18 protein-coding genes and 1 pseudogene are annotated in these 20,657 nt (G+C 64.5%); 9 read left to right on the top strand and 10 right to left on the bottom strand.

Annotated elements, in window-relative coordinates:
• Positions 1-25 precede the first annotated feature (25 nt).
• The 7 genes and pseudogenes from A7A08_RS01420 to lexA all read left to right on the top strand — a co-directional run bounded on the left by A7A08_RS01420 (position 26) and on the right by lexA (position 5,839).
• A complete protein-coding gene (locus A7A08_RS01420) occupies positions 26-565 on the top strand; it encodes a SixA phosphatase family protein (protein ID WP_083226348.1) in 540 nt (179 codons plus the stop codon).
• Positions 566-658: 93 nt separating this feature from the next.
• Positions 659-1,278, top strand: a pseudogene (locus A7A08_RS01425) (anthranilate synthase component II).
• A gap of 25 nt (positions 1,279-1,303) precedes the next feature.
• Positions 1,304-2,335 (top strand): anthranilate phosphoribosyltransferase, encoded by a 1,032-nt coding sequence (gene trpD / locus A7A08_RS01430; RefSeq protein ID WP_069093771.1) that lies wholly within the window; start codon positions 1,304-1,306, stop codon positions 2,333-2,335.
• Positions 2,336-2,339: 4 nt separating this feature from the next.
• Complete coding sequence (gene trpC / locus A7A08_RS01435) at positions 2,340-3,149, top strand: indole-3-glycerol phosphate synthase TrpC (protein ID WP_069093772.1); 810 nt, start codon at positions 2,340-2,342, stop codon at positions 3,147-3,149.
• Positions 3,146-3,646, top strand: coding sequence for a cyclic pyranopterin monophosphate synthase MoaC (gene moaC, locus A7A08_RS01440; protein WP_069093773.1), 501 nt, complete (start codon positions 3,146-3,148; stop codon positions 3,644-3,646). The genes trpC and moaC overlap by 4 nt, the downstream gene beginning before the upstream one ends.
• Positions 3,646-4,854: a molybdopterin molybdotransferase MoeA gene (locus A7A08_RS01445; protein WP_069093774.1), complete on the top strand. Its 1,209-nt coding sequence runs from the start codon at positions 3,646-3,648 to the stop codon at positions 4,852-4,854. The genes moaC and A7A08_RS01445 overlap by 1 nt, the downstream gene beginning before the upstream one ends.
• Positions 4,855-5,137: 283 nt before the next feature.
• Positions 5,138-5,839, top strand: a complete 702-nt coding sequence (gene lexA, locus A7A08_RS01450) for a transcriptional repressor LexA (protein WP_069093775.1) — start codon at positions 5,138-5,140, stop codon at positions 5,837-5,839.
• Between the two features lie 18 nt (positions 5,840-5,857).
• Here the strand turns inward: lexA and A7A08_RS01455 are convergent, their stop codons facing one another.
• The gene (locus A7A08_RS01455) at positions 5,858-7,357 is read right to left on the bottom strand and encodes a ComEC/Rec2 family competence protein (protein ID WP_083226349.1); all 1,500 of its coding nucleotides are present in this window, start codon (positions 7,355-7,357) and stop codon (positions 5,858-5,860) included.
• 6 nt (positions 7,358-7,363) lie between these two features.
• Positions 7,364-7,981, bottom strand: a complete 618-nt coding sequence (locus A7A08_RS01460) for a DUF4131 domain-containing protein (RefSeq protein ID WP_169822892.1) — start codon at positions 7,979-7,981, stop codon at positions 7,364-7,366.
• A 255-nt stretch (positions 7,982-8,236) separates the two neighbouring features.
• Between A7A08_RS01460 and gltX the strand changes: the two genes are divergently transcribed.
• Both gltX and gltA read left to right on the top strand, forming a co-directional pair.
• A complete protein-coding gene (gltX, locus tag A7A08_RS01465; protein ID WP_069093778.1) occupies positions 8,237-9,673 on the top strand; it encodes a glutamate--tRNA ligase in 1,437 nt (478 codons plus the stop codon).
• A 161-nt stretch (positions 9,674-9,834) separates the two neighbouring features.
• Positions 9,835-11,157: a citrate synthase gene (gene gltA, locus A7A08_RS01470; protein ID WP_069093779.1), complete on the top strand. Its 1,323-nt coding sequence runs from the start codon at positions 9,835-9,837 to the stop codon at positions 11,155-11,157.
• A gap of 12 nt (positions 11,158-11,169) precedes the next feature.
• Here gltA and lpxB read toward each other — a convergent pair whose 3' ends face one another.
• From lpxB to dxr, 8 genes are all read right to left on the bottom strand, one after another.
• Positions 11,170-12,387 (bottom strand): lipid-A-disaccharide synthase, encoded by a 1,218-nt coding sequence (gene lpxB / locus A7A08_RS01475; RefSeq protein ID WP_069093780.1) that lies wholly within the window; start codon positions 12,385-12,387, stop codon positions 11,170-11,172.
• Positions 12,380-13,276 (bottom strand): LpxI family protein, encoded by an 897-nt coding sequence (locus tag A7A08_RS01480; protein WP_069093781.1) that lies wholly within the window; start codon positions 13,274-13,276, stop codon positions 12,380-12,382. Before A7A08_RS01480 ends, lpxB begins: the two co-directional genes overlap by 8 nt.
• Complete coding sequence (gene lpxA / locus A7A08_RS01485) at positions 13,257-14,060, bottom strand: acyl-ACP--UDP-N-acetylglucosamine O-acyltransferase (protein WP_069093782.1); 804 nt, start codon at positions 14,058-14,060, stop codon at positions 13,257-13,259. Before lpxA ends, A7A08_RS01480 begins: the two co-directional genes overlap by 20 nt.
• Positions 14,061-14,100: 40 nt before the next feature.
• Positions 14,101-14,544 (bottom strand): 3-hydroxyacyl-ACP dehydratase FabZ, encoded by a 444-nt coding sequence (gene fabZ / locus A7A08_RS01490; protein ID WP_069093783.1) that lies wholly within the window; start codon positions 14,542-14,544, stop codon positions 14,101-14,103.
• A gap of 33 nt (positions 14,545-14,577) precedes the next feature.
• Positions 14,578-15,633 (bottom strand): UDP-3-O-(3-hydroxymyristoyl)glucosamine N-acyltransferase, encoded by a 1,056-nt coding sequence (gene lpxD / locus A7A08_RS01495; protein ID WP_069093784.1) that lies wholly within the window; start codon positions 15,631-15,633, stop codon positions 14,578-14,580.
• A gap of 79 nt (positions 15,634-15,712) precedes the next feature.
• Positions 15,713-18,055, bottom strand: a complete 2,343-nt coding sequence (bamA, locus tag A7A08_RS01500; protein ID WP_245290774.1) for an outer membrane protein assembly factor BamA — start codon at positions 18,053-18,055, stop codon at positions 15,713-15,715.
• Positions 18,056-18,234: 179 nt separating this feature from the next.
• Positions 18,235-19,380, bottom strand: a complete 1,146-nt coding sequence (gene rseP / locus A7A08_RS01505; RefSeq protein ID WP_069093786.1) for an RIP metalloprotease RseP — start codon at positions 19,378-19,380, stop codon at positions 18,235-18,237.
• Positions 19,381-19,424: 44 nt separating this feature from the next.
• Positions 19,425-20,645, bottom strand: coding sequence for a 1-deoxy-D-xylulose-5-phosphate reductoisomerase (dxr, locus tag A7A08_RS01510; protein WP_069093787.1), 1,221 nt, complete (start codon positions 20,643-20,645; stop codon positions 19,425-19,427).
• Positions 20,646-20,657: the final 12 nt, after the last annotated feature.

Consider the following 20,657-nt stretch of genomic DNA (forward strand, 5'->3'; position numbering starts at 1 on the left):
GACCGCGCAGTTGCCGGAGCCCACGATGTTGAGACTGAGCCTTCTGCGGCATGCCAAGTCGAGCTGGAAGAATCCCGGCATGGCGGATATCGACCGCTCGCTATCGTCGCGGGGGCGCGTCGCGGCGCCTGTGATGGGCGATGCCATCGCCGAGCGGGGCATGGTGCCGGATCTCGTCCTGTGCTCCTCGGCACGGCGGACGCGGGAGACGCTGGACCTCGCCTCCCAGGCCTGGGAGCCGCCGCCGGCGGTGGAGTATCGCGAAGAGCTCTATCACGCCGCCCCCGATACGCTCCTCGACATCGTTCGCGAGCAGATGCCAGAGACCAAGCATCTCATGCTCATCGGACACAACCCGGGCTTTCATCTGTTCGGCTTCGACCTGATTGGACGGGGCCCGAAACATGCACGGGAGCGGCTCGGCGAGAAATTCCCGACCTGCGGCCTGCTGGTCGCCGATTTCGCCGTCGGGGAATGGGCCGATATCCGCTACGGCACCGGAGAGCTGTCGCTGTTCCTGGTGCCCGCCGATCTGGGGCTTACGCCCTCGCCCATCGATCCCTAGATAAACATCCTGGTTACAGTCACGGACGATCCGCGCGCCGGAAGGCCTTAGTTTCCTTGACCTCCCGGTTGCGCGGGCATAACAGCTACGGCCATGCTCACCCTCATCGATAACTACGACAGCTTTACCTACAACCTCGTGCATTTCCTCGGCGAGCTCGGGGCGCGACGCGCGTCTACCGCAACGACAAGGTGACGGTGGATGAGGTGCTGGCAGAGAACCCGGCGGCCATCGTGCTTTCGCCCGGGCCGTGCGATCCCGATCGCGCCGGGATCTGCCTGGAGCTGATCGAGCGCGCCGGCGCGGATGTGCCGATCCTCGGCGTCTGCCTCGGCCATCAGGCCATTGGCCAGGCCTATGGCGGCAAGGTCGTGGGCGCGCCGGAGCTGATGCATGGCAAGCTCTCCAAGGTGCATCACGAGAATCGTGGCGTGTTCGCCGGGCTGGCGCAGGATTTCTCGGCGACCCGCTATCATTCGCTGATGATCGATCGGCCGAGTCTCCCCGATGTGTTGGAGGTGACGGCCGAGACCCAAGACGGCATCATCATGGGCGTCCAGCACAAGTCGCACCCCGTGCATGGCGTGCAGTTTCACCCCGAGAGCATCGCGTCCGAACATGGGCACCAGCTCCTCGCCAATTTCCTCGACCTCGCCCGGGTCGAGCGCAGGGCAAGAACCGATGGAACAGAGAGCCGGGTCGGTGCCGTCTAGCGGTCCCGCTGCGGACCGCCCGCCCATGGCCGACCTTCGCGATGCCATCGCCAAGGTCGTCTCGGGAAAAGAGCTATCCGAGCGGGAAGCGACCGAAGCCTTCGAGCTGGTGATGGCGGGCGACGCCACCCCGGGTCAGCTTGGCGCGCTGCTGGTCGCGCTGAAGATGCGCGGCGAAGCGGTCGACGAGATCACGGGCGCGGCGAAGGTGCTGCGGGCGAAGGTGCGCAAGGTCGAAGCGCCCGAAGGCGCCATCGACACCTGCGGCACGGGCGGCGATTCCAAGGGCACCCATAACATTTCCACCTGCGCGGCCTTCGTGGTGGCCGGCGCCGGACTGCCCGTGGCGAAGCACGGCAATCGCTCGATCTCTTCCCGGTCCGGTTCGGCCGATGTCCTGACCGCGCTCGACGTCAATATCGATTTGGAACCGGAGCAGGTCACCCGCTGCATCCGCGAGGCCGGGCTCGGCTTCATGTTCGCCCCGGCTCATCATTCCGCCATGCGCCATGTGGCGCCGGTCCGCCGGGAGCTCGGCACGCGGACGATCTTCAATCTTCTTGGGCCTCTGGCGAATCCGGCGAACACGAAATTCCAGCTCATCGGGGTCTATGGCAAGGAATGGGTCGAACCGCTCGCCCATGTGCTCGGGCGGCTCGGGGTGAAGCGCGCCTGGGTGGTGCATGGGGCCGACGGGCTGGATGAGCTGACCACCACGACGATCAGCCACGTGGCTGCGCTCGATCAGGGCCGGATCTCGACCTTCAACGTCTCGCCCAAGAATGCCGGCTTGCGGGAAGCGAAGCCGCAGGATCTGCTCGGCGGCGATGCGACGGCCAATGCCGCCCATATCCGCGCGGTGCTGGAGGGCATGGAAGGCCCCTTCCGTGATATCGTCCTGTTCAACGCGGGCGCGGCGCTTATGATCGGCGGCAAGGCGAAATCCTTGCGCGACGGGGTCGCGCTGGCGGCCGATTCCATCGACAGCGGACGGGCGAAGGACGTGCTCGCAAAGCTCGTCGAGATCAGCCGGGAGAGCGCCGAAGGCGCTGCGTAAGCCCATGGGCGATATCCTTCAGAAGATCATGACCTACAAGCGCGCGGAGGTGGAGGCCGCCAAGACGGCGCTGCCGTTCGACGCGCTATGCCAAAAGGCCGAAGCCACGTGCCCACCGCGCGGCTTCATCGAGAGGCTCAAGGCGGCAGCGGAAGACGGGTTCGGGCTGATTGCCGAGATCAAGAAAGCCAGCCCGTCCAAGGGGCTGATCCGCGAAGACTTCGATCCGCCGGCGCTGGCCAAGGCCTATGCAGAAGGCGGCGCGGCCTGCCTTTCGGTTCTGACGGACGGTCCGTCCTTCCAGGGCAGCCCAGACTATCTGATGGCGGCCCGGGAGGCTGTCGACCTGCCGATCCTGCGGAAGGATTTCATGTGCGATCCCTATCAGGTCGCGGAGGCGCGCGCCTGGGGAGCCGATTGCATCCTGATCATCATGGCGGCGGTGGACGACGAGACGGCCCGCACCTTGATCCGAACCGCAAAGGCCTTCGAGCTGGACGTTCTGGTCGAGGTGCATGACGAGGCCGAACTGACGCGGGCATTGCGGCTCGATGCGCCGCTGATCGGGATCAACAATCGGGATCTGAAGAGCTTCGAGACGAAGCTCGCGGTGACGGAACGGCTGGCGCCCCGCGTTCCGCAGGACCGTACGGTGGTGTCGGAAAGCGGTCTCGGCGAACATGCGGATCTCGAGCGGCTTGCCGCCTCGAAAGTCCGCTGCTTTCTGGTCGGTGAAAGCCTGATGCGTCATGCGGACGTGGCGTCGGCGACCCGTGCGTTACTCAAATCCGAGGAAATGGAGGCAGGACGATGAGCTCATCCGCCCTCACCCATATCAACGAGCGCGGCGAAGCGCGGATGGTCGATATCTCCGCCAAGGATATCACCAGCCGCCTGGCCGTCGCCGAAGGCTATGTCTCCATGGCGCCCTCCACGCTCGATCTCATTCTGGAGGACAAAGCGCAGAAGGGCGACGTGCTCGCGGCCGCGCGGATCGCCGGGATCATGGCGGCCAAGCGCACCCATGAGCTCATTCCGCTCTGTCACGCCCTGGCCCTCAACAAGGTTGCGGTCGAATTCGATGCCGAGCGCGAGGCGGGCAAGCTGAACGTCCGCGCGACGGTGAAGGTCGACGGCAAGACGGGGGTGGAGATGGAGGCGCTGACCGCCGTCTCGGTCGCCTGCCTCACGGTCTACGACATGTGCAAGGCGGTGGATCGGGGCATGGTTATGTCGGGTATCCGCGTGCTGGAAAAGGCCGGCGGCCGGTCCGGCCATTATCGGGCCGCGGGCGAGGCGGAGGTCCGGTAATGAGCCTATTGCCGGTGGATGAGGCGCTCGCGCGCGTCGTGAAGGGGCTCGGCCCCCTGCCCGCCGAGCCGGTCTCCCTGGGCAATGCTCGCAATCGCGTGCTCGCCGAGGCGGTTTCCGCCAATCTGACCCAGCCTCCGTTCGATGCCTCTGCGATGGACGGCTATGCGGTCCGGGGCGACGACGTGAAAAGCCTGCCCGCCACCCTGAAGCTTGTCGGCGAGGCCGCGGCCGGAAGCGGCTACGCGGCCAAGGTCGGCGCCGGCGAAGCGGTTCGTATCTTCACGGGCGCGCCGGTGCCCCGGGGCGCCGACACGGTGGTGCCTCAGGAGAACGTGGAGACCGGCGAGGATTCCCGGCGGGTGACGATCCGCGAGGCGGAGGCCGGACGGCATATCCGCCCCCAGGGCCAGGACTTCCACCGTGGCGAGGTGGTTCTCGATTCGGGCACGGTGATCGGTCCGCGCCAGATGATGCTGGCGGCGGCAGCGAACGCCACGGAGCTGCGGGTGCGGCGAAAGCCGAAGGTCTCGATTCTGGCGACCGGCGATGAGCTTGTGCCGCCCGGTTTCGATCCGGCGCCCGATCAGATTATCTCCTCCGTACCCTACGGGATTTGCGGCTTGGTGCTGGACGCGGGCGGCGACGCCAAGGTCCTCGGCATCGCGGAAGACACCCCGGACAGTCTGGCGAGCATGATCGCCGCGGGCGCCGACGCCGATATCCTGGTGACGGTCGGCGGTGCGTCCGTAGGCGATCGCGATCTGGTCGGTCAGGTCCTGCAGGCAGAGGGCATGACCCTGGATTTCTGGAAGATCGCCATGCGTCCCGGCAAACCGCTGATCTTCGGGACCCGTGGCGCTCAGCGGATCCTCGGGCTCCCGGGCAACCCTGTCTCTGCCATGGTTTGTGCCCATGTGTTCCTGCGACCGATGCTGGCCCGCATGCTGGGCCTTTCCAGTCGCGAGGACGTCCGGCAGAAGGCGATTTTGGCCGCTCCCCTCGAGACGAACGGGCCACGCCAGCATTACATCCGCGGAACGTCGAAATGGAATGACGCGGGCGAGCGCCTCGTCTCGCCGCAGATGTCCCAGGACAGCGCCCTCATGGCGGCGTTCGCGAAAGCGGATTGCCTGATCGTGCGGCCCCCCGAAGCTCCCGCCGCCGAGCGCGGCGAGACCGTTTCGGTCCTGCCGCTCAATCTCTAAACGCCCGGACCCAGCGATCCATTAAGGCCTCGGCAACCGAATCAGCTCAAAAGCTGAGGATTCATACTGTTGTGCGTGGTGCGCTTGCCCGATTTCTCATGGCGGCAGCGCTTTCATTCGCGAGGGCACCGGTGATTTGGCGGTGCCGTGTCGTGGGGACTTCTCGTAGGGACTTGCGGAACACAACTAGAACATGTAGTGTTGTTCATGCTTTGTCCATAGATGTCGCGCTGCCCACGAGGCCTATGAGGGTGGCGGCGACACAATTTTCGCAGGGGCGGATATGCTGACTTCAAAACAGAAAGACCTCCTCATGTTCATTCATGAGCGGCTGAAGGAGACGGGCGTGCCCCCCTCCTTCGACGAGATGAAGGAGGCGTTGGATCTCCGCTCCAAGTCGGGTATTCACCGGCTCATCACGGCTTTGGAAGAGCGCGGTTTTCTGCGCCGCCTGCCCCATCGGGCCCGGGCGCTGGAGATCCTGAAGCTGCCGGAATCGATGCCGCAGCCGCTTGGCGCCGGCCGCCAGCGCGGCTTCTCGCCGGCGGTGATTGAAGGCAGCCTCGGCCGCAAGCCCGCGCTGGCCGATGCCGACGAGCCGCAGACCGTCACCGTCCCGGTCATGGGCCGTATCGCGGCCGGCGTGCCGATCGAAGCGATCCAGAATCGCAGCCATTCCATCGATGTACCGCCTGAGATCCTCACCAGGGGCGAGCATTACGCCCTGGAGGTGAAAGGCGATTCCATGATCGAGGCCGGCATTCTGGAAGGCGATACGATCATCGTGAGGAAATCCGATACGGCCGATAACGGCGATATCGTCGTTGCTTTGGTGGACGAGGAAGAGGCAACCCTGAAGCGGCTGCGGCGCCGGGGCGACTCGATCGCCCTCGAGGCGGCCAATCCGGCTTATGAGACGCGCATCTTCGGGCCGGACCGGGTCCGTGTGCAGGGCCGTCTGGTGGGGCTGATCCGGCGCTATTAGGCGCCGCATTCCTAGGTTCTACTTTTTGCCGAGCCTGACGCGGTCGGGCCGGCCACTCCCGAGGCTTTCTTGCGCGACCGTGGTCACCGCCCAAGGGCGGCGGCCGCGCACCTCTCCGACCGTCTCGATCCGCAGGGATCCATCGACCAGATAGAGCGCGTAGGCGCCGTTGTCCCGCAAGGAGCGGCGATCGACGACCACAGCCGGTCCCGCGCAGATCTTCGGCGCGTAGAATTGGGCGATGAGGATATCCGCGCTCCGGCAATCCTCTTCGGCCGCGGCCGGATCGGTCAGGAAAGCAACGCGCCTGGTCCCGAGGGCGGTCAGGCAGCCTAGAGAATCGCAGGTGAAGCTCTCGCTCTGGGCGGCCAATGCGGGATCGCGGGCATCGCCGTCGGCTTCCAGCCATTTCTGGGCGCTATAGTTCTTGTGGCTGCCGGGAAGTAGCGCCAGAAGCCCGTCCTCCCCCCGCACCGCCATGGCTTTCCCTTCGCGTTCGATCAGCAGGTCCGGCCGCGGCGCCGTACCCGCGGTGAAGAGCCCTAACGCGATGGCCGCCCAGCCCGCCTGCCGGAGCGCGCCGTGGACGAGACAGAGCCATAGGCCACCGGCGACGATCAGGAAGAGGCTGGTTCCGGACATGCTCGGGACGATGGAGATCGCCCCGGGCCAGGCCGCAACCGTCTCGCCGACCCAGACCAGGGCGTCGAGCCCCACCCCCATCACCAATAGCGGCACGTGCTCCAGATGCAGGGGCATGGCGACGACGGAGAGCAGCGCCATGGGCATCACCAGGAGGCCGACGATGGGCGCCGCAAGCAGGTTCGCCGCCAGCCCGTAATAGGAGACGCGGTGAAAATGGTAGGCCGCGAAGGGCGCCGTGGCGAGACCGGCCACGGTGGTTGTGACGCCGGCCGCCCAGATCGCCAGCCACGCGAAACGCAAGGTCCGCCAGGTCAGGCTGACGTCGTCGAGCTCGGGCCGCTTCCGCCCCGCCATGGCTTCGTAGAGGGCGACCAGGGCGATAACGGCCGCAAAGGACATCTCGAAGCTCGGATCGAAAACCGATTCGGGCGCGACGATGAGGATCGCAAGTGCCGCCAGGGCCACGTTGCGCATGGTGATGGCGGGCCGGTCGAGGATCACAGCGAGAAGGACGATGCTCATCATGATCCAGGCGCGGATGGTGGGGAGCGCTGCGCCGGAGATCGCGAGATAGAACAGCGCGGCGGCCAGGGATGCGGCCGCGGCCCATTTCTTGATCGGAAACCGCAATGCCAGCGCCGGGATCGAGGCAAGCAACGCGCGCAAGGCCCAGAATACCGTTCCCGCCATCAGCATCATGTGCAGCCCGGAGATCGACAGGATATGGGCGAGACCCGAATCCCGCATAGCTTGTTGCACCTCGTCGGAGACGCCGCCGCGGTCGCCGGTGATGAGGGCCTTTGCCAGACCGCCCTCCTCGCCTGGCAGGCTCGCATCGATCCGCGCGTTGATGGCGTTCCGGATCCGGTCGATGCCTGCTCAGACGCGTATGGAGAGCGGTGGGGAAGGCGCGTTCTGCACCACGTCGATTCGGCTCGTGGCGTAGCCGACGGCGCCAAGCCCGGCGAACCAGGCCTTGCGGCCGAAGTCGAATCCGCCCGGCTCAGCCGGCTCGGGCGGCGGCATCAGCGTCGCCCAGAGAGCGATGGCGTCTCCGGTCCGGATCGGCTTCGCGGCGGTCTTGCCGATGCTGATCCGCACCCGGTACGGGGTCTCCTCGGGCGCCCGCTTTTCCATTGCGAACAAGCGCAGCAGGATGCGGTCGCGCTGGCCGTGTTGCCGCTCCACCTCCTCGACCCAGCCGCTGACCCTGGCGAAATCGGTCTCCTCGGCGATCACCGGGGCGCGGGCGAGCTCGGTGTGGATCTTGGCGAAGGCGAAGCCCAGGCTGGCGCTCCCCGCCGCGGCGAATACGGTGAGCAGCAGCACGTTGCGGCGGAAGATGGCGATGAGCGCCATGGCCGCTGCGGCCAGGGACACGCTCGGCAGCAGTCCGGGTTCGCTCTTCAGACTGAAATAGAGAAGGATGCCGCAGGCAAAGAAAACCGGAAGCCAGAGCACCTTGCGGTCCCACTGGACTTCGACGGCGGCTCTCACCCCGCACCATAGGCGCTCGAGCCGCTGGCGCCCGTAGCGCGACGGAAAATAAGCCTCTCCGGCTTCACGGTCCGGCGCAAACACCATGCCGGATAAGGGCGCACGCCGCGCCCACCCCCTACTCTGACGCGATACGCCGATCTTATACCACTCTTGCGTGGTGTCCCCGACTCTTACGCGAAGCTGGGCGCTGTGCTAAACAGCCCGCGCCGGCGACAAACGACCGGGCCAATCATACGAAGACGAATTCTCCACATGAGCGATCAGGTTATCACCCGCTTTGCGCCCTCGCCGACGGGCTATCTCCATATCGGCGGCGCGCGCACGGCCCTTTTCAACTGGCTCTACGCGAAGGCCCAGGGCGGCAAGATGCTGCTCCGGATCGAGGACACCGACCGGGCGCGTTCCACCGAGGGCGCTATCCTGGCGATCCTCGACGGGCTGCGCTGGCTGGAGCTCGATTGGGACGGCGAGCCCGTCTACCAGTTCTCGCGTGCCGAGCGGCACCGGGAGGTCGCGGAGCAGCTGCTTGCCGAGGGCAAGGCCTATCGGTGCTATGCGACCAAGGAAGAGCTCGAGGCGATGCGCGAGCAGGCCCGGGCGGAAAGCCGCGCGCCGGGTTATGACGGGCTATGGCGGGATCGCGACCCATCGGAGGCGCCGGAGGGCGCTGCCTATGTGATCCGGTTCAAGGCCCCGCAGGAGGGGCAGACGGTCATCGAGGATCAGGTCCAGGGCCGCGTGACCTTCGCCAACAAGGATCTTGACGATCTGGTGCTGCTGCGCAGCGACGGATCGCCGACCTATATGCTGTCCGTGGTGGTGGACGACCACGATATGGGAATCACCCATGTGATCCGCGGCGACGATCATCTGACCAACGCCGCGCGTCAGAGCCAGATCTACGAAGCGCTGGGCTGGGAGCGGCCGGTCTTCGCCCACGTGCCTCTGATCCACGGTCCCGACGGGGCGAAGCTCTCGAAGCGGCACGGCGCGCTCGGGGTCGAGGCCTACAGGGAAATGGGCTACCTTCCCGCCGCCTTGCGCAACTATCTCGTGCGGCTCGGCTGGAGCCACGGCGACGACGAGATCATCTCGCCGGAGCAGATGATCGAATGGTTCGACGTCGATGCGATCGGCAAGTCGGCGGCGCGGTTCGACTTCGCCAAGCTGGAGAACCTGAACGGCCATTACATCCGCCACAGTTCCGACGAGGCGCTGGTCGCGGCGATCAAGTCCCTCCTGCCCCACCTTAAAGACGGCGACGCCATGGCGGCGGCCCTCGAAAGTGACGGCGAGACCAAGCTCGTCCAGGCGATGCCCGGGCTGAAGGAGCGTGCGAAGACCCTGGTGGAGCTCATCGAGAATGCGGCCTTCCTGTTCGCCGAGCGTCCCCTCGCCTTGGACGAGAAGGCGGAGAAGCTGCTCGACGATGCGGGACGGCAGACTTTGTCGGAACTTCAGCCTAGACTGGAGGCGCTCGACGACTGGTCGGCGGAGCCTCTGGAGGCTTGCATCCGGACGTTCGCCGACGAGACGGAGCGGAAGCTCGGCAAGGTCGCGCAGCCGCTTCGGGCCGCGCTGACGGGCCAGAGCACTTCGCCGGGTATCTTCGACGTGTTGGTGGTTCTGGGTCGCGACGAGGCTCTGGGCCGGATCGGCGACCAGACGGGATATCCCACGAATGCCTAGAGTTTGGGCGTGCGTCTTTGTTGCGTTGCACTAAAATGGCAGACAGTTGTTTCTGCACTGCAATATGATTGCTCTTGCTAGAGATTAAAAGTTTCCGGCCAAGCTTGCGCGGCATCGCCGATGCCGCCACTTCGGCCGCGATAGGCGTAGGAGGCTAAGATATGAGCATCGCAGAACGTTACGACGCCTCTCAGGCAGAGAAAGATGCCGTCCTCAAGATCGACGGCGAGTCGGCGGAGCTGCCGATCCGCAAGGGAACGCTCGGGCCTGAGGTGATCGACGTCACGAGCCTCTACCAGAAAACCAACAACTTCACCTTCGATCCGGGGTTCACGTCCACCGCCTCCTGCGAATCGAAGATCACCTATATCGACGGCGACGAGGGGGTGCTGCTCTATCGGGGCTACCCCATCGATCAGCTGGCCGAAACGGGCAAGTTCCTGGAGACGGGCTACCTGCTGCTGTACGGCGAGCTGCCGACCAAGGCGCAGTTCGACGATTTCTCCAAGCGCATCGCGTACCACACCATGGTGCACGAGCAGATGAGCCAGTTCTTCACGGGGTTCCGTCGCGACGCCCATCCCATGGCGGTCATGGTCGGCGTCGTGGGCGCGCTCTCGGCGTTCTATCACGACTCCACCGATATCCGGGATCCGGAGCAGCGGGAGATGGCCTCGATCCGCATGATCGCGAAGATGCCGACGATCGCGGCCATGGCCTACAAATATTCGATCGGCCAGCCCTTCATCTATCCGCAGAACCATCTCGACTATTCGGCGAACTTCCTCAACATGTGCTTCGCCGTGCCGTGCGAGCCCTACAAGGTCGACCCGGTCCTGTCGCGGGCCATGGACCGCATCTTCATCCTACATGCCGATCATGAGCAGAACGCCTCGACCTCGACGGTCCGGCTCGCCGGCTCTTCTGGGGCCAACCCGTTCGCCTGCATCTCGGCGGGTATCGCGTGTCTGTGGGGGCCGGCCCATGGCGGCGCCAACGAGGCAGCGCTCACCATGCTGCAGCGCATCGGCACCGTGGACCGCATTCCGGAGTTCATCGCCCGCGCCAAGGACAAGAACGATCCGTTCCGCCTCATGGGCTTCGGCCACCGGGTCTATAAGAACTACGATCCGCGCGCCAAGATCATGCAGAAGACCTGCCACGAAGTGCTCGAGGCGGTCGGCCATGGTGACGATCCGACCCTGAAGGTCGCGCTGGAGCTGGAGCATATCGCGCTGAACGACGACTACTTCATTGAGAAGAAGCTCTATCCGAATATCGACTTCTATTCCGGCATCACCCTGCGGGCGCTGGGCTTCCCGACGGAAATGTTCACGGTTCTGTTCGCCATCGCGCGGACCGTCGGCTGGATCGCCCAGTGGAAGGAGATGATCGAGGACCCGTATCAGCGGATCGGGCGCCCGCGGCAGCTCTATACGGGCCCGACGGAACGCTCCTACGTTGCCATGGACGAGCGCGGCTAAGCGTCTGCCGGCCTAGATATCGGCGCGCGAGGGCGCGTCCTGCGCTTCCGCGTATGAGAGCACGATGCGGGCCGCCCGGATGCTGGGCGGTTCGTCCTTTTCCGTGACCAGGCGGATCACCTCATCCAGCGCTTTCTTCTGCTCCTCGAGCTCCGGCCCGCCCTGAAGCAGCGGCAGGAGCGCTTCGGCCAGGGCTTCCGGCGTGCAGTAATATTGCAGCAGCTCCGGAAACGCCTTTCGCCCCAAGATCAGGTTCGCCATGGCGACCATGTCCACCAGGATGATGTAGCGGATATAGGCGGCAAGCGGATCCACCTTATAGGCCACCACCATGGGCGTGCGGCTCAAGGCGAGCTCCAGGGTCACAGTGCCTGAGGCGGCGAGCGCCACGTCGGCGAGCTTGAACGCGGCGAACTTGTTCTCGGTGCCGGTTACGATGCGGGGCTGGAGCGGCCAGGTCTTGATCCCCTCCTCCACGAGGTCCCGGACGCTCGCCACGGTCGGCAATACGATCTGCAGGTCCGGGATCTTCTCCAGCAGCAACGCGATGGCCTGGCCGAACGGCTCCATGAGGCGCTGCACTTCGCTGCGGCGGCTGCCCGGCAGGACGAGGAGCACTTTCCGGTCCGGATCGATGCCGAGTTCGTCGCGCAAAGGCGAAGGGTCCAATGTCTCCAACTCATTCACCCGCTCTACGAGGGGATGGCCGACATAGGAGCAAGCCGGCCCGCCGAGCCGCTCGTGCACCTCCGGTTCGAAGGGCAGGATCGCGAGAACGTGGTCGATATAGCGGCGCATCTTCTTGGCGCGGCCCGGGCGCCAGGCCCAGACGGTCGGCGAGACATAATCGATGATGGGGATATGAGGCGCCCAGCGCCGCACACGCTTGGCCACCTGATGGGTGAATTCCGGGCTGTCCAGAATCACCAGAACGTCGGGCTGATAGGCGATGGCCGCTTCCGCGGTCTCGTTGATGCGCTGGATCAGGAAGGGCAGCTGGCGGAGGATGGCAAGCGGGCTCATCACCGAGACATCGCTCAGGGGAAACAGGCTGGGACAGCCCTCGGCCTCCATGAGCTCGCCGGAGACGCCAGCCAGCTCCAACGGGCGCTCGCTGAGCTGACGCAGCCCCTGGATCAGCTTCGCGCCCAGGGCATCGCCGGAATGCTCGCCGGCCACGAGATAGAGCCGCAAGGGCCGGTCGCCGGCGATGTCTTCCGCCCTAGCCATCTTCGTCCCGCTTCTCGCCGATGAGGAAGAGCCCGAGCTTGTTGGCCCGGGCGATGGCCTTCTCCCGCTCGGCGAGGTGAACGCTGTTGGCAGCAATCGCAATCCCCGCCAGGCCGGCCTCGGCCGCCATCTCGACGGTGCGGGCGCCGATGGTCGGCAGGTCGATGCGCTCCTCCTGTCCCGGCTTCGGCGCCTTCACCAGGACACCGAGCTTCTTCTGACGGAAGCGGTAGCGTTTCGTCCTGAGTTCTGCGCAACGGGCGAGCATGGCGTCGGTCCCTTCGGCGGCTTCGACGGCCATAACATGCCGGTTCACCACGACGACGGCTTGACCGATATCGAGCTCGCCCAGCCGGTCCACGGCGGTGAATCCCACCTCCATATCCGCGCGGTCGTGATCGCTCGGCCCCTTCTTGGTAAGCAGACCTTCATTCGCCAGAATCTCGGGCGCGATAGAGGACGCCCCTATGACGCGGTAGCCCCGTTCCTCGAAGAAGCGGACGATGCTCGAAAGGATGCGGTCGTCGCCGCCCGTCCCGAGTGTCTTCAGGAACGGGATGATCTTCAGGGCGCCGCTATCGACCTTCAGGTGCTTGACGTCCGGACGGGTGACGGGACCGATGATGACGATCTCCGTACATGCGGCGTCTTCCAGCATGGAGAACAGCCGGCCGATCTGGCCCCAATCCATCCAGCCATGGGGATAGCGGGAGATGACCTGTTCATCCGCCTGGCCCCTGAGGCCGATGACGAAGACCGGGCGGCCTTTCGCAAGCGCCGCCTCGGCGACGACGGACGGAAGATTGCCGCCGCCTGCGAGGATCGCCAGCGTGCCCTTCCCCGTCTGGCCCGCCTGAGGGAGCCCGGGATTATCCGTGGGAGCCGCCATGGTGGGGGATCAGGAACTGCCGATCGGTGTCGGAGCGGACGAAATCGAGGATCTGCTTCACGCGCGGGTTGCTTCCGAAAGCCTCTTCGACCGCATTGCAGCGCTCGGTGAGATTGCCTTCCGGGCCGAACAGCATGCGATAAGCCTGGCGCAGCTGATGGATTTCCTCGCGCGGTACGCCTTTGCGCTTCAGCCCGACGATGTTGAGGCCCGACAGAGCGGCCCGGTCGCCGATCGCCATCCCGAAGGGAATCAGGTCTGCCGTGACGCCGGTCATGCCGCCGATCATGGCGCCCTCGCCGACGCGGACGAACTGATGCACGGCCGAAAGCCCGCCGATGATGACATTGTCCGCCAGGCGCACATGGCCGCCGAGGGTGGCGTTGTTCACCATCAGGACGTTGTTGCCGAGCTTGCAGTTATGGGCGACGTGGGCGCCGACCATCAGCATGCAGCGATCGCCGATGATCGTCTTCTGGTCGTCGCCGACACTGCCGATGTGGATCGTCACATGTTCGCGGATGATCGCCTGCTGGCCGATGGTGAGCTCGGTGTCCTCGCCCTTGTACTTGGTGTCCTGGGGCGGCTGGCCGAGAGAGGCGAACGGAAAGACCGTTGAGCCCTTCCCCAGGGTCGTGCGGCCGGTGATCGTGACATGGGACTGGAGGGTCACGCCGTCGCCGAGGGTCACATTGGGGCCGATGACGCAGAACGGCCCGACGCTGACGTCGGCGCCGAGCGTCGCACCGGGATCGACCACTGCGGTCGCATGAATATTGGCCATAGAATGCGCGCCTATTCGACGTCGTCGACGATAACGGCGCTCACCTCGCCCTCGGCAACCACGTTGCGTCGACGGTCGCCTCGCAGCGGAAACGCCAGACCTTGCCGCGGTTGCGCATCTTGTTGACCTGGTAATAGACCGTGTCGCCGGGAATCACGGGACGGCGGAAGCGGGCCCGGTCCACCGCCATGAGATAGACGATCGGCGGCTTGGAGAAATCCTCGACAAAACGCATGCAGAGCGCGCCGGCGGTCTGGGCCATGCCCTCGATGAGAAGCACGCCCGGCATCACCGGATTATCGGGAAAATGCCCCTGAAAGAACGGCTCGTTCACGGTCACGTTCTTGATGCCGGTGCAGGACCGGTCGCCATCCATGTCGACGATGCGATCGACGAGCAAAAACGGATAACGATGCGGCAGGAGCCTCATGATATCCACGACCTCAGCCGTGCCGAGCTCTGCCATTACACCGCTCTCATTCATGCGGCCTCACTCCTTATACAAGCGGCGCTACCGTCAGCCGGCGTCGCCATCTTCCTTGTCACCCTGAATCTTCAACTTGCCTTCGGCCAGCTGGCGCAGAAGCGTGACCTCTCTAAACCAAAGCCTCACCGGTTTGGCGGGAACGCCGCCCCACCGCGCCCCGGCCGGAACCTCGCCCCTGACGACACTCGTGGCAGCGATCTGGGCGCCGTCTCCGATGGTGACATGGCCTTCGACACCGACCTTGCCGCCCAGGGCGACGAAATCACCGAGAACTGCGCTGCCTGAAATACCGGTTTGCGAGACGATAATGCAATGCCTTCCGATGGCGACGTTGTGCCCGATTTGCACGAGATTATCAATTTTTGTGCCCTCGCCGATGATCGTGTCCCTTAACGCGCCCCGGTCGATGGTCGTATTTGAGCCGATCTCAACACCGTCCTGAATGATAACCCGGCCGATTTGCGGGACTTTTTGGTGGCCCGCTGCGCCCATGGCGAAGCCAAATCCATCCTGGCCGGTGCAGACGCCGGAATGGATCACCACCCGGTTTCCAGCGAGGGTGTGGATAAGATTGGCGTTCGGGCCGATATAGCAGTCCCGGCCGACATGGACCCGAAAGCCGATCACTGCGCCTGCGGCGATTCTGGTCCCTTTGCCGATACGCGCCTCGGGGCCGATTACGGCACCGGGCTCGATCACCACATCGTCTTCCAACGTGGCAGAGGGATGAACATGCCCCTCACTGGCCGGATGGGTCGAGCGCGGGATCAGCGAGCCGGGATAGAAGATCGCCAGAGCCTTGGCATAAGCCCCATAGGGATCCTTGGTGGTCAGGCAGGTCAGACCATCTGGAGCCTGTTCGGCGAAGCGCGGCGAGACAAGACACGCGCCGGCCTTGGTCGCGCGGAAGTCGTCCAGATATTTCCGGTTGTCGAGAAAGGCGAGATCGTCGGGCCCGGCCGAACCAAGGGTCTTGATGTCCGAGATTTCGGTGTCGCCGGAGCCGGCCAGCTCGGTGCCGAGCTTCTCCGCAAGCTCGGCGGCCGAAAAGGGCCCTGCTCTTTCGAAGAAGCCGGGATGCTCCATGGTTCAACGCCTACCGATCACGCCTGAGCGGACGACCCGGCCGAGACACTATGAAAGTTGGGGCTCGGACGGGTCCGTCCTAGAAGTTGGTCGAGGCGCCGAAGCGGAACACCTCGAGCTCATCATAATCCGTATGCAGGAACGCATGGGCGATATCGGCACGCAACGGTCCAAGCGGCGAAGCCCAGATCACGCTGAAACCGGCGGAAGCCCGCAGGTCATCGCCATCGGCCAGATCCTCGGCCAGATTCTTGGCGAGGGAGCTGGCGTCATAGAGCGAGCCGGCATCCACGAAGACGGCGCCCTGCATGCCGAGATTTTCCGGAATGAGCGGCATCGGGAAACGCACTTCCGCGGTGGCGGCATAGTAGATCTTGCCGCCCAGGGCATCGTTGTCGGGTGAGCCGATGTCGCGCGGGCCGAAACCGGCACGCTCGAAGCCGCGGATCGTTTCACCGCCCTTGAAGAAGAGGTCGGTCAAGCGCAGGCAACCCGGATCGGAATTCGAAAGGTTCGTGCCGCACTGATCGTCACCCCAGCCCTCGATCACGCCACCCTGCAGGCGGCCGGCGAAGGTCAGCTTCTTGGTGATCGGATAGTAGCCACGGGCATCCGCCACGGTCCGGATGTAGTTCACGTCACCGCCGACGCCGGCGAGATCCTGCGAGAACGACAAGAAGATACCCTGGGTCGGAGACTGCGGAAGGTTTCGCGTGTCGTAAGCCAGCGTATAGCCGATGCTCGACACGTTCGCCTCGCCCTCTGACGAGGCGATAACGGGCGATGCGTCGGGCTGAACGTCATAGACCTCTTCATGCTCGTAGGAGTAGCGCAGGCCGAGACGGGTATCCTGTGCCACGGGGAAGCCGAGGCGCAGCACGCCACCGGTGTTCCGCTGCGAGAACGAGGCCACGTTCGAGTAGTCGACGTCCTTATGGAACGCGTCGAAGCCGGCGGCCAGATCGCGGCCGAGGAAGCGCGGCTCCGTGAAGCTGAGGTCGAACTGCAGACGCTCCTGGCTGCCCGAAACGCCCAAGCGGACATACTGGCCGCGGCCCATCAGGTTGCGTTCGGAGATGCTGATATCGCCGATGATGCCTTCCGAGGTCGAATAGCCCACACCGAAGGAGAGCTCGCCGGTGGCCTGCTCCTCGACGGTCACGACAATGACCACGCGGTCGGGCGAGCTACCCTGACGGGTATCCACATCGACCGATTTGAAGAAGCCGAGCTTGCGCAGCCTCTGGCGCGCCGCCTCCACGAGAAGGCGGTTATAGGCATCGCCTTCCGACAGTCGGAACTCGCGCCGGATCACGTTATCCAGGGTGCGGTAGTTGCCGACGATGTCGATGCGCTCGATATAGATGCGCGGGCCCTGCTCGATCATGTAGGTGATGCCGACGGTCTGGGTCGCCGGATCGCGGTAGAGGCGCGGCCTCACCTGGCTGAAGGCGTAGCCCTGCTCCGAAACGTCGACTGTCAGCGCCTCGACGGAGTTCTCAACCTTTTCAGCGTCGTACCAGCGGCCGGGCTTCGACTGGATGTCGCGGCGCAGGGATTCGACGTTCACAGACGGCAGATGAGATTCGATGTCGACCTGCCCGACACGATAGCGCGGCCCTTCGTCGATCACGAAGGTGATGTAGAAGCCCTTGCCGTTGGGATCCATGTCGGCCGTCGCCGAAACGATGCGCGCGTCGACATAGCCTTCCTTCAGATAGAACTGGCGCAGCAGCTCCTTATCCAGGTTCAGGCGGTCGGGATCGTAGATGTTGGTGTTCTTCAGGAAGCTCAGCCAGTTGGTCTGAGTCGTGGAGATGACGTAGCGGAGCTGGGAATCGCTGAAGGAGTTGTTGCCGATGAAGTTGATCGAGCGGACCTTGGTCGTCGCGCCCTCGCGGATCTCGTAGACCACGTCGATCCGGTTGTTCTCGACATTGATGATCTTCGGATCCACCGCGGCGGCATACATGCCCTGGCGGCGATAGACGTCCAGAATGCGCTGCACGTCCTGCTGCACCCGCGAGCGGGTGTAGACGGAGCGCGGCTTCAGGGAGACTTCGGCCTGAAGCGTCTCGTCATCGACATCGTCGTTGCCCTCGAAGGCCACGCGATTCACGATTGGGTTCTCCTGCACCACGACGATCACGGTGCCGCCGCTGCGGCGGATGCGGACATCCTTGAACAGACCGGTGGAGAACAGGGTTTTCAGAGATTCGTCGACCTCTGCCGGGTCGTAGGGATCTCCGACAGAGAAGGTCAAATAGGCGCGCACTGTTGCCGGCTCGACACGCCGGTTTCCCTGCACCTGAATGGACGTGATGGTTCCGCCGGCCTGAGCGTAAGCCGACTCATCCCCCGTGGCGTAACCCATGCCGGCATAAATCGGCAGGGCGCCAAACAGTACTAGGGCCAAAAACATCAGCCCGCTAAACCAGTTACACCGCACCATTGCTGGTGATGTCCCCCTTCACGCCGATCCCCCACAGACGCGTATGCAGGATCGAAGCTGACCAGCTTTTGTGGCCCTTTTTTGTTGGCTGTCCCCAAAGCGTGCGGCGGGTCTTGTCCCTCGCCCACCTGCACAATGCGTCTACGCCGTTACGAAAAGCTTAGATGGATCAAATCATTCCAAGTTGCGAAGATCATTAGCATAAGAACGACCGCAAGGCCAATCCGGAAACCGACCTCTTGGCTGCGTTCGGAGAGCGGCCGACCCCGGATCGCCTCGACAGCGTAATACAGAAGATGACCGCCATCGAGCATCGGTATCGGGAAAAGGTTTATCAGTCCGATACTGATGGAGATTATCGCAGCAAAGTTGATGACGGCAAGAATTCCGAGGCTCGCTGCCTGGCCGGAAACCTGGGCAATCCGGATGGGACCGCCCAATTGGTCGGGTTTTGCACGGCCAATGACCACGTCGTAGACGTAGCCGAGCGAATGGCTGACCACGAACCAGGTCTGGTTGACCGCCATGCCCAGCGCGGTGATCGGATCTTCGCGCTTCAAGGTCCATTCGCTGGCGCCGGCGTTGCGCTGAATCCCCAGTATGCCCATGGGGATCTTGTTGCCGAAGCGGTCCTCGACCTCCTGCAGCTCGGGCGTGGCAGTGAGTCGAATCTCTTTGCCGTCGCGTTCGACCAGGAAGGACAGCTCCTCTCCGGGCTGAGTGCTGACGATTCGCTGCATCTCCCCGAAGCTCTCGATTCGCGTGTCGTCGACCTCGAGCACCACGTCGCCCGGCTTGAATCCGGCGGCTTCCGCGGCGCTGCCCTCGCGCACCACATCGACATTCGGCGCGGTGACCTGCTGGCCGAACAGGCTGAACATCACCGTGAAGATGGCGATGGCGAGAAGGAAGTTGGCGATTGGGCCCGCAGCGACGATAGCCGCGCGCTGGGCAAGAGTTTTTCCCTGAAAACTGCGCTTTTTGTCTTCTTCTGAGAGCTTCTCGAAGGCTTCGCGGCCTTGCGCGCTCGCAGCGTTCTCGTCGTCGATGAACTTCACGTAGCCGCCGAGCGGTATCCACGAAAACCGCCAGCGCGTGTTGTGCTTGTCGGTGAAGCCCGCGATCTCAGGCCCGAAGCCGATGGAGAACACGCTGATACCGACGCCGCACCAGCGGGCCACGAGGAAGTGGCCGAGCTCGTGGACGAAGACGATGACGGTGAGCACCAGCAGAAATGGGACGACATAGGAGAGCAGACTGTCTCCATAGCCCCAAAGCGCGCTCAGAATATCCATGGGAAACCTTTAACGTTCTGATTTTCAGGCGTGAATATGGCCACTCAGGCGAAGGCGGGCAAGTATTCTCGCGTGCGGCGCCTCGCCTCTTCGTCGATGGCGATGACCTCTTCGATGCGCCCCGGCGCGCGGTCCACGAGCTCCGGCGATTCGCTGAGCACCCGTTCCACGATCTCCGTTATAGCGATGAATCCGATGGCGCCGGCAAAAAACGCTTCCGCCGCCACCTCGTTGGCGGCGTTGAGCACGGCGCCGGCGCTGCCGCCGGTCTGCAGTGCATGGCGCGCGAGGCGAAGCGCCGGGAATCGGTCCTCGTCGGGCGCCTCGAACGTCAGGGTCGCGAGCTTGGGCAGATCGAGCGGCGGCATGGGCACCTGCATGCGTTCCGGCCACGCCAAGGTGTAGGCGATGGGTGTGCGCATATCGGGCGGGCTCATATGGGCCAGCACGGAGCCATCGCGGTAGTAGACGAGGCAATGGACGATCGACTGGGGATGGATGACCGCATCGATTCGATCCGGCGGCAGATCGAACAGGTGCTGGGCTTCGAGCATTTCCAGCGCCTTGTTCATCAGGGTCGCCGAATCGAGGGTGATCTTCCGGCCCATGGACCAGTTCGGATGCTTCAAAGCCTGTTCCGGCGTGACGGAGGCCATCTCCTGCCGGGTAGAGCAGCGGAACGGCCCGCCGGAGGCGGTGAGACAAAGCTTGTCGATCTCGACATCCGGGCTTTGGCTGAGGATCTGCATGGCGGCGGAATGCTCCGAATCGACCGGCAGCAGCGTGGCGCCGTGACGGCGCACCTCAGCCATGAAGACGGGACCGGCGCAGACCAGACATTCCTTGTTGGCCACGGCGACGGTCGCGCCCTGCTTGAGGGCGGCGTGAGTCGGTTCGAGCCCCGCGACCCCCACGATGGCCGCCATGGTCCAATCGGCCGGCCGGCTTGCCGCTTCGATAACGGCTCGGCGGCCGGCAGCGGCCTCGATACCCGTGCCTTCAAGGCGCTCGCGCAACGCTTCGTAGCGCGTCTCATCGGCGATCACCGCAAGCTCCGCCTTGTGGTGGATGGCGAGCTCCGCCAAGCGTTCGACGTTTTCGCCGCCGGTGAGCGCGACGATTCGATAGCGTGCCGGATCGCGCCCGATGAGATCGAGGGTGTTCTCGCCGATAGAGCCCGTGGCGCCGAGCACCGTGACGCGCCGCGGCGGCCGCTCCCGCGCAGGCGTCGTCCGATAGGCGGAGCTGTCGAGAGGCAGTGTCATGGGGCGCTCGGC

The organism is Methyloligella halotolerans, from assembly GCF_001708935.1.
In the GTDB taxonomy this organism is placed as follows: domain Bacteria; phylum Pseudomonadota; class Alphaproteobacteria; order Rhizobiales; family Methyloligellaceae; genus Methyloligella; species Methyloligella halotolerans.